At 68.2% G+C, this 9,205-nt stretch carries 7 protein-coding genes and 1 tRNA gene; 5 read left to right on the top strand and 3 right to left on the bottom strand.

Features of this window, described 5'->3' with window-relative positions; all coding sequences use genetic code 11:
* Positions 1-1,192 precede the first annotated feature (1,192 nt).
* Entirely contained in the window at positions 1,193-1,561 is a 369-nt protein-coding gene (locus QK444_RS07465) for a hypothetical protein (RefSeq protein WP_282778381.1), read from the top strand.
* Positions 1,562-1,693: 132 nt separating this feature from the next.
* Here the strand turns inward: QK444_RS07465 and QK444_RS07460 are convergent.
* The 3 genes from QK444_RS07460 to QK444_RS07450 form a co-directional block, all read right to left on the bottom strand.
* Positions 1,694-1,766, bottom strand: a tRNA-Arg gene (locus QK444_RS07460).
* 119 nt (positions 1,767-1,885) lie between these two features.
* Positions 1,886-2,617, bottom strand: a complete 732-nt coding sequence (locus QK444_RS07455) for a DUF305 domain-containing protein (RefSeq protein ID WP_282778379.1) — start codon at positions 2,615-2,617, stop codon at positions 1,886-1,888.
* Positions 2,618-2,625: 8 nt separating this feature from the next.
* Entirely contained in the window at positions 2,626-3,558 is a 933-nt protein-coding gene (locus QK444_RS07450) for a DUF3105 domain-containing protein (RefSeq protein WP_282778377.1), read from the bottom strand.
* 132 nt (positions 3,559-3,690) lie between these two features.
* On the opposite strand from QK444_RS07450, the gene argS reads away from it, so the two are divergent.
* The 4 genes from argS to thrC are packed head-to-tail and all read left to right on the top strand — an operon-like array spanning position 3,691 to position 9,199.
* Positions 3,691-5,349, top strand: a complete 1,659-nt coding sequence (gene argS / locus QK444_RS07445; RefSeq protein WP_282778375.1) for an arginine--tRNA ligase — start codon at positions 3,691-3,693, stop codon at positions 5,347-5,349.
* Positions 5,350-6,771, top strand: a complete 1,422-nt coding sequence (gene lysA / locus QK444_RS07440) for a diaminopimelate decarboxylase (protein WP_282778373.1) — start codon at positions 5,350-5,352, stop codon at positions 6,769-6,771.
* Positions 6,768-8,117, top strand: a complete 1,350-nt coding sequence (locus tag QK444_RS07435) for a homoserine dehydrogenase (RefSeq protein ID WP_282778371.1) — start codon at positions 6,768-6,770, stop codon at positions 8,115-8,117. The genes lysA and QK444_RS07435 overlap by 4 nt, the downstream gene beginning before the upstream one ends.
* Positions 8,114-9,199 (top strand): threonine synthase, encoded by a 1,086-nt coding sequence (gene thrC, locus QK444_RS07430; protein WP_282778369.1) that lies wholly within the window; start codon positions 8,114-8,116, stop codon positions 9,197-9,199. Before QK444_RS07435 ends, thrC begins: the two co-directional genes overlap by 4 nt.
* The last annotated feature ends 6 nt before the right edge of the window (positions 9,200-9,205 follow it).

The following is a 9,205-nucleotide window of genomic DNA, read 5'->3' as shown; positions in this document are numbered from 1 at the left end:
ATGTGGTGATCCCATTGGAATTCCGGTGCGTCGTCAATGCTCGATCAGGACGCGTTTCCCGCTGGTCGTCTTCTCCGCGCGGCGGTCGGCGGCGCAATCTCGCCGTCCCAGGCCAGATGGGCCATGCCCTGCGCATATTCGCGCCGCACTATCTCGTGTGTGCGTCCGGGGCTTGGGCGGCGAGCGCGGTAACAGCCTCCTCGTGGGGGACCGATAGACGACGAAATCATTGCGATGATCGAGCGATCCTGCCACCTGGAACTGCACCCATGACCCTCGCCTGCCGAGCGCGAGGGCCTTCGGCCTCCTAATCGTTGCAGCAGACGACTAGCGAGGACAGCTGCTCTTGCCCCAGACCGCGCCGACCGAACCGGACAATCGCAGTCACCTGAAGGTGCCTCGACACTGAAATTATTGCGAGAGCGAAATCAGCTACGCCAGAGGCGGATCCGGCGGGCATTCGCATGCCCCCCCAGCCGCCACCTGCACGCCGGGCACGTATCGGAAAAGCTCGCTCGTCCACGGTCGCCGTCACTCGAGTGCAATAATCAGCGTCGCCGGCCGATGGCGGCTGTGCGTCATCGCGCGGGACAGCCGAGAACGAAGGGCGTCCGCACGTGCGCGCCAGACTCTTTCACGCGGCACGTAGTGCAGCCCAGGGGCTTCTCCTCGTGCTGACGTTCGTTGCGGTGATTGTGTTTGCCGTCGCCATGGCACTGAGACTGCTGGTGGGCATCGCGTGCGGGATCTGCGGCCCGTTCGCCATTCTCTTCGGCGTCAGAATGCTGATCAGCGGCGAGGGGCGCGGGTGGTGGCTTATCGGTGGGGGTGTACTCGCGTTCGCTCTCGCAGGGGTTCTCCTGCCCCAGAGCGACGAGACCGAATCCAGCTCCGGCCCTGGCAGTTCCACCGGGTTCGGGGCTGGCCCGGGATGACGGATGCGGGCATGCAACAGCATCCGTTGCACAATCGAGGACATTAACGACGACCTGGCAACGGTCAGCACGGCTGACTGGTTGACCGGCGGCCCCGATCACATCTCCCCCATCTTCGACGTTCTGGTGAACGTTCCCGTTCCGACCAACCCTCCGCCGCCTGGCATCTGAGCTGGGCGAGTCAACACACTCAACTGCCGCTGATCGCGCTGCTTCATCCGGTCGCGGTGAGCCACCGGAGATCGCATCCTTGGTACGTGGACTTGGATGGCCTGGTAGCGATCGAACTGTCGGAGGATGAGCGAGAGGTGCTGCGCCGCGGTCTGAGCGAATGGGGTGGTCCGGCGCACTGCACCGACGCGCTCGCGGTCGCGATGGGGTTCGAGTCTGTGGCGGACCTGTTCGGGCAGGGGCGGCAGTTGGGTTCGCGGGTGATCTCGAACGAGCCGTTGAGCGCTCCGGATTGGCGGCGGGCGCTGGTCGCGACCGAGTTCGTGTTCGCCAGCGATGTCTTCGGCTCCGGACAGGACTGGTCGATCACCACCGGGTTCTCGGATGAGCAGACGATCCGCATACTTCGGGGGCTTCAACGGAAGATCGGCCGCGCGCTGCGTCGGACAGTGTGAGGCGTGCCTGCGTGGAGCGTCCTCTTCAGGCTCGCAGGGCGCGATTCGACTCGGCTGCCGACGCCTCGTCCGAATGCGGCACGAAAAAGGCCCCTGACCGGCAATGTGCTGGTCAGGGGCCTGATCTCGATGTGCCCTCGGCAGGAATCGAACCTGCGGCCTTTTGCTCCGGAGGCAAACGCTCTATCCCCTGAGCTACGAGGGCGGGGATATGTCCGGGCGGGTGTTCCGCTCGGGCTGGGAAAGCCTATCGCATTGGTTGCCTCTCGGCCAAAAACCGGTGCGGACCGGGCGTTTCGCGACTGCCCGGTCCACGGCTCGGGCTCAGGGGTAGGGGAGGGGAGTCGCGCCGCGGGCGGCGAGCATCTGGGTCATGAGGGTGACCTCGCCCGACTGGGTGCGGGCCATCTTCTCGGCGAGATCGCGGACTCCGGCGGTCTCGGCGCGTTCGACGGCGTAGTCGGTCATCGGCACGCCGCCCAGATGGTGGCGCAGCATGAGCTGGAGGAACAGGATGTCCTGGGCGGTGCCGGTGGCTTGCCGGAGCGCGACCAGATCGTCCTGGGAAGCCATGCCGGGCATGGTCGGTACCGGGCCGGTGTGCTCCGGTGCGGCGGCTTCGCCGCCGTGGCCGTGCGAGGAGCCCGGCTCGGCCATCCAGCCCATGTATCCGCCGGTCGGCAGCAGCGGCTCGCCCCACAGTTGCAGCCAGGCGTGCATGCGGCCCAGCTGATTCTGCTGGCTGGTGAGGATGTCGTAGGCCAGGCTCTTGATGGCCGGATCGTCGGAACCCGCCAGCGCGACCCCGGCCATCTCGACCGCCTGCGCGTGATGCACCGACATGTCCTGGCTGAAGCCGATGTCCACGGCGTTCGGATTCGGCTCCGAGCTGCCGTCCAGGGGAATGCGCGCGAACACGCCCAGGGCGAAGCCGATCAGCAGCACCCCGATCACGCCCAGCACGACCAGCGCGGGCCGCTGGCTCGGGCGGGCGGTGGCGGGGGATTCGGCGGGCTGGTCGTCGGCCGACTCGTGGGGATCGCTGTGTGACAACAAGGGCGGCATCACTGTCCCGGCGCGGGCTGCTGCCCGTCCTCGGGTGCGGCGGGCTGTTCACCCGTGGGCACGTCGGTCGGCGCGGGAATGTTCTCGATGCCCTCCGGCAGACCGGACAGGCCTTCCAGTCCCTCCAACCCCGGGATGCCCTGCAATCCGCCGCCCAGCTCGGTGGGATCGGTCATGGAACCCTGCGTCGCACCCTTGCCGTTCATGTCGACCGCGTTCGGGCCCGGCGGCGTCGGATCGAAGGCGGGCGGATTCACGGTGTCGAAGGTCGGGTTGGCGCAGCTGGCGCCCACCTCCGGATAGGTGTTCTCGTTCAGGCGCAGATCCTTGATGAACCGGTCCACCCGGGCATCGTCGACCTTGTCCACCTTCAGCTGATGCCCCCACGCCTGTAGCGAGATCGGCGCTTCCAGTCCGGGGTAGGGCGACATGAGCATGTACGGCTGTCCGTCGACCTTCGCCTTCAGCGTGTCGATGGTCCCGGCGTCCACGCTGTCCGGGTTGTAGGTGATCCACACCGCACCGTGTTCGAGCGAATGCACCGCGTTCTCGGTGCGAATGGCCTTGTCGTACACCACGCCGGTGCAGGCCGCCCACGAACTGTCGTGCGGTCCGCCGAATGGCGGGGCCTGGTCGTAGGCCACCCGCTGGGCCGAGGACACGTGCTGGCCCGCCGGATAGTCCTGCTTGACCACGCCATCGATGTAGGCGGACGGGTTCTTCAGCTCCTCCTGCGCGTGGTACTTCGGCACCAGGTACGCGGCGAGCGCGCCGACGAGTGCGATGATCACCACCGCGGCCCCGATGGTCGGCCACGGGATGTTGCGCTTGGTCGGCAACTTCCCGCTCTTGCCTCCCTTCCGCGGCGACGTGGAGGATTTGCTCGCGGCCTTGATGGCTTTCGCCGACTTGGCGCTGGTCCTGCTCGGCATCGCTGTTGTGCTCTTTTCGACGTGTGGACAATCAGACGGGGTGGCGACGCGTCGGCGCCCCGTGTGCCGGGCGCGTGCCCGCGAGGTGCCCGCTGACGGCGTTCACCTGCTCAGACCATAGGATAGTGACTCGTGACTCCAGCTGACCTTGCAGATCTCCTTCGTGCGACCGCGGCGAAGGTCCTTGTCGAACGTGGATCCGACCCTGCGGTCCTGCCCGACGAGGTCAAGGTGGAGCGTCCGCGTAACCCTGAGCACGGTGACTATGCCACGAATCTGGCCATGCAGGTAGGGAAGAAAGCGGGCTTGAATCCGCGGGATTTCGCGAACCTGCTGGCCGAGGCGCTGTCGGCGGCCGAGGGCATCGAGTCCGCGGAGATCGCCGGGCCCGGCTTCCTGAACATCCGGCTGGCCAAGGCCGCCCAGGGCGCGATCATCACCACCATCCTGGCGGCGGGTGAGAGCTTCGGCACAGCCGACACCCTCGCGGGCACCAAGATCAACCTGGAATTCGTCTCCGCCAACCCCACTGGACCGGTACACCTCGGCGGCACCCGCTGGGCGGCGGTGGGCGACGCCTTGGGGCGCATCCTGGCGGCGCAGGGCGCGCAGGTTACCCGCGAGTACTACTTCAACGACCACGGCGCGCAGATCGACCGCTTCGCCAAGTCGCTGGTCGCCGCCGCACTCGGCGAACCCACCCCCGAGGACGGCTACGCCGGGGCCTACATCGGCGAGATCGCCGCCACCATCGTGGCCGCGCATCCCACCGCCGTCGAACTGCCCGCCGAACAGCGGCACGAGCTGTTCCGGCGCGAGGGCGTCGAGCTGATGTTCGCGCAGATCAAGCAGTCGCTGCACGACTTCGGCACCGACTTCGACGTGTACTTCAACGAGAGCTCGCTGTTCGAGTCCGGCGCGGTGGACGCGGCGCTGGAGCGAATGAAGTCCTCGGGCAACCTGTACGAGAAGGACGGCGCCTGGTGGATCAACTCCACCGAGTTCGGTGACGACAAGGACCGCGTCGTCATCAAGAGCGACGGCAAGTCGGCCTACATCGGCGGCGATATCGCCTACCTGGAGAACAAGCTGTCGCGCGGCTTCGACCTGTGCATCTACATGCTCGGGGCCGACCACCACGGCTACATCGGCCGCCTCAAGGCCGTCGCCTCGACCCTCGGCGAGAACCCCGATGTGGTCGAGGTGCTCATCGGCCAGATGGTGAACCTGCTCAAAGACGGTGCCGCCGTGAAGATGTCGAAGCGGGCGGGCACCGTGGTCACGCTGGAGGACCTGGTCGACGCCATCGGCGTGGACGCCGCCCGCTACTCGCTCATGCGGTCGTCGGTGAATACCAGCATCGATATCGACATCAACCTGTGGACCAAACAGGACAGCGTCAACCCGGTGTACTACGTGCAGTACGCGCACGCCCGCACCTGCCGCATCATCGACAATGCCAAGGCATTCGACTTCGATTCGGTGACACCGGACTTCGGCCTCATGTCGGCCGAGCGCGAGGGCGAGCTGATCCGCACCCTCGGCGAGTACCCGCGCGTGGTGGCCACCGCCGCCGAGATGCGCGAACCGCACCGGGTGGTGCGCTACCTGGAGGAGCTCGCCGGGGCCTACCACCCCTTCCAGTCCGACGACGACATGCGCGTGCTGCCCAAGGGCGACGAGCCCGTCTCGCCGCGCCACGCCGCCCGCCTCGAGCTGGTCAAAGCCACCAACCAAGTTCTCGCCAACGGCCTCGGCCTGCTAGGCGTATCTGCCCCGGAGCGTATGTAGATGAGTGCCCACCCCGCCGGACCCCGCCACGCCGACATCCCGCACGCGCCGAACCTGCCCGAGCGCCCCACCGCGGCCCGGCAGCTGATCGAGCTGCCCGCGAATGTGTGGCCCCGCAACGCCACTCGCGACGCCGACGGCGTGGTGCGGCTGGCGGGCGTGCCCGTGCACGAGCTGGCCGCCGAATTCGGCACCCCGCTGTTCGTCGTCGACGAGGACGACTTCCGATCCCGCTGCCGCGATATGGTGCGCGCCTTCGGCGACAACGCCAAGGTGCACTACGCCTCCAAGGCGTTCCTGTGCGGTGAGATCGCGCGCTGGATTCGCGACGAGGGCCTGTCGCTGGACGTGTGCTCCGGCGGCGAACTCGCGGTGGCGCTGCGTGCCGGCTTCCCGGCCGAGCGAATCGCCTTGCACGGCAACAACAAGTCCGTGCCCGAACTGGAGGCGGCGGTGCGCGCCGGGGTCGGCCACGTGGTGTTGGACTCGCTCATCGAGATCGAGCGCCTCGAGGCGGTGGCCAAGAGCGCGGGCGTGGTGCAGGACGTGCTGGTGCGCCTCACCGTGGGTGTGGAAGCCCATACCCACGAATACATCTCGACCGCGCACGAGGACCAGAAGTTCGGCTTCTCGGTCGCCAGCGGCGACGCCATGCAGGCCATCGCCCGCGTCTTCGAGTCGTCGCACCTGCGCATGGTCGGCCTGCACAGCCACATCGGCTCGCAGATCTTCGATATCGACGGCTTCGAGATCTCCACAAGGCGCATGCTCGGGGTGCTGCGCGAGGCCGTGGACAAGTTCGGGGCCGACCGCGCCGCGCAGATCAGCATTCTGGATCTCGGTGGCGGCCTGGGTATCTCGTACCTGCCGCACGACGATCCGCCCGCGCTGGACGAGTTCGCCGCCAAGCTGGACCACATCGTCACCGAGGAGGCGGCGCACGCCGGGCTGCCCAAGCCGACCATCGCGGTCGAACCGGGCCGGGCCATCGCCGGACCGGGCACCGTGACCCTCTACGAGGTCGGCACCATCAAGGACGTCACCCTCGACGGTGGCAACCGCCGCCGCTACGTCTCGGTGGACGGCGGCATGAGCGACAACATCCGTCCCGCGCTGTATCAGGCCGAGTACGACTGCCGATTGGTCTCGCGCACCAGCGATTCCGCCGCCGTCGTGGCTCGTGTGGTCGGAAAGCATTGCGAGAGTGGGGATATCGTCATTCGCGATACCTGGATGCCCGCCGACGTGGGTCCGGGCGATCTCATCGCGGTGGCCGCGACGGGCGCGTACTGCTATTCGATGTCGAGTCGCTACAACATGCTCACCCGGCCCGCCGTGGTGGCGGTGCGGGACGGCGAGGCGCGCTTGATTCTCCGCCGGGAGACGGTGGAGGACCTACTGAGTTTGGAGGTGAACGCATGACAGAGGTGGCTAACGCTGCGAGAAACGGCGTGTGGGGGACGGACCACCCGATCGGTGTCGCGGTGCTCGGCATGGGCACGGTCGGCACCGAGGTCGTGCGTATTCTGCGCGATCACGCCGACGACATCTGCAACCGCGTCGGCGCCCCCGTGGTGCTGCGCGGGGTGTCCGTGCGCGACCTCGGCAAGGACCGCGGCCTGCCCGCCGAACTGCTGACCACCGACTCCGAGGCCCTGGTCACCCGCGACGACGTCGATATCGTGGTCGAGCTCATGGGCGGCATCGACCCCGCTCGTGCGCTGATCAAACAGGCCCTGGACGCGGGCAAGTCGGTGATCACCGCCAACAAGGCCCTGCTCGCCGACTACACCGGCGAACTGGCCGCCGCGGCCGAGAACAGCCGCGCCGACCTGTACTTCGAGGCCGCCGTCGCCGGTGCCATCCCGGTGATGCGCCCGCTCATCCAGTCGCTGTCCGGTGACCGGGTGAACCGCGTGGTGGGCATCGTCAACGGCACCACCAACTTCATCCTCTCCGCCATGGCCGAGACCGGCGCGGACTACCACGACGTGCTCGCCGAGGCCACCCGCCTGGGCTACGCCGAGGCCGATCCGACCGCCGACGTGGAGGGCTACGACGCCGCGGCCAAGGCCGCCATCCTCGCGTCGGTGGCCTTCCACACCCGGGTGACCTCCGCCGACGTCTATCGCGAGGGCATCTCCAAGATCACCGCCGAGGATCTGGAGACCGCCGCCGCCGTCGGCTGCACCGTGAAGCTGCTCGCCATCTGCGAGCGCGTGGTGGAGGGTCCGGAAGACGGCGGCAAGGAGAGCGTCTCGGTGCGCGTCTACCCGGCCCTCATCCCGCGCAAGCACCCCCTGGCAGCGGTGAACGAGGCGTTCAACGCCGTGGTGGTGGAGGCCGAGAACGCCGGCCGCCTGATGTTCTACGGTCAGGGCGCGGGCGGCGCGCCCACCGCCTCGGCGGTCATGGGCGATCTGGTGATGGCGGCGCGCAACAAGTTCTTCGGTGGCCGCGCGCCCGGCGAATCGGTTTATGCTGAGCTGCCGATCGCACCGATCGGCGACACCCCCACCCGCTACCACGTGAACCTGCAGGTCGCCGACCGCACCGGCGTTCTCGAGGCGGTGGCGGGTGAATTCGCCAAACACGGCGTCAGCATCTCGACGGTCCGCCAGGAGGGACACGACGAGGGCGCGCGCCTGGTCGTGGTGACCCACCACGCGCAGGAGTCCGCGCTGGCCGATACCGTTGCCGCGTTGGCCGAACTGGACTCCGTCACGTCCGTGACCAGTGTTCTGAGATTGGAAGGCACCGAGGAATGAGTACGACCGCGCGGGTCCCCGTGCACACTCCGTGGCCCGGTCTGATCGACGCGTACCGGGATCGGCTCCCGGTGCCCGCCGACTGGGAGGCGGTCACGCTGTTCGAGGGCGGCACCCCGCTGGTGCCCGCGCACCACCTTTCGCAGCTGACCGGCTGCGAGGTGTACCTCAAGGTCGAGGGCCTCAACCCGACCGGTTCCTTCAAGGACCGCGGCATGACCATGGCCATGACCGACGCCAAGTACTCCGGCAAGAAGGCCGTGCTCTGCGCCTCCACCGGCAACACCTCGGCCTCGGCCGCCGCCTACGCCACCCGGGCGGGCCTGCGCTGCGCGGTGCTCATTCCGCAGGGCAAGATCGCCATGGGCAAGCTGGCCCAGGCGGTCATGCTGGGCGCGGACATCATCCAGATCGCGGGCAACTTCGACGACTGCCTGGAGCTGGCCCGCAAGGTAACCTCCGACTTCCCCGAGGTCGGCCTGGTGAACTCGGTCAACCCGGCCCGCATCGAGGGCCAGAAGACCGCCGCCTTCGAGATCGTCGACGCGCTCGGCAAGGCCCCCGATGTGCACGCGCTGCCGGTGGGCAACGCGGGCAACATCACCGCCTACTGGAAGGGCTACAGCGAGTACCACGCCGACGGCATCATCGCCGCCCGCCCGCGCATGCTGGGCGTGCAGGCCGCCGGGGCCGCACCGCTGGTGAACGGGGCTCCGGTGAGCGATCCGGAGACGGTCGCCACCGCCATCCGGATCGGCGCGCCCGCCTCCTGGAACGGCGCGATGAACGCCAAGGAGGAGTCCGGCGGCGCGTTCCGCGCGGCCACCGACGAGGAGATCCTGGCGGCGTACCGCCTGGTCGCCGCCACCGAGGGGGTCTTCGTGGAGCCCGCGTCCGCCGCCTCCGTGGCCGGCCTGCTGGCCGCCCGCAAGGAGGGCTGGCTGGACGCCGGACTGACCGTGGTGTGCACGGTCACCGGCAACGGCCTCAAGGACCCCGACAATGCCCTCAGGGGCATGCCGGAGGTCACACCGATCGCGGTCGACCCGGTTGCGGTGGCCCACGAACTCGAGCTGGCCTGAGTTGAG

Source organism: Nocardia sp. CC201C, from assembly GCF_030010695.1.
Lineage (GTDB): Bacteria > Actinomycetota > Actinomycetes > Mycobacteriales > Mycobacteriaceae > Nocardia > Nocardia otitidiscaviarum.
The sequence above is the reverse complement of the archived record's forward strand: the minus strand, read 5'-3'. Positions and strand labels throughout refer to the sequence as shown.

Excerpts from the sequence above, each read along its gene's own strand:
- QK444_RS07450 (WP_282778377.1), bottom strand. The coding sequence starts at position 3,558 with ATGCCGAGCAGGACCAGCGCCAAGTCGGCGAAAGCCATCAAGGCCGCG.
- thrC (WP_282778369.1), top strand. The coding sequence starts at position 8,114 with ATGAGTACGACCGCGCGGGTCCCCGTGCACACTCCGTGGCCCGGTCTG.
- QK444_RS07435 (WP_282778371.1), top strand. The coding sequence starts at position 6,768 with ATGACAGAGGTGGCTAACGCTGCGAGAAACGGCGTGTGGGGGACGGAC.
- lysA (WP_282778373.1), top strand. The coding sequence starts at position 5,350 with ATGAGTGCCCACCCCGCCGGACCCCGCCACGCCGACATCCCGCACGCG.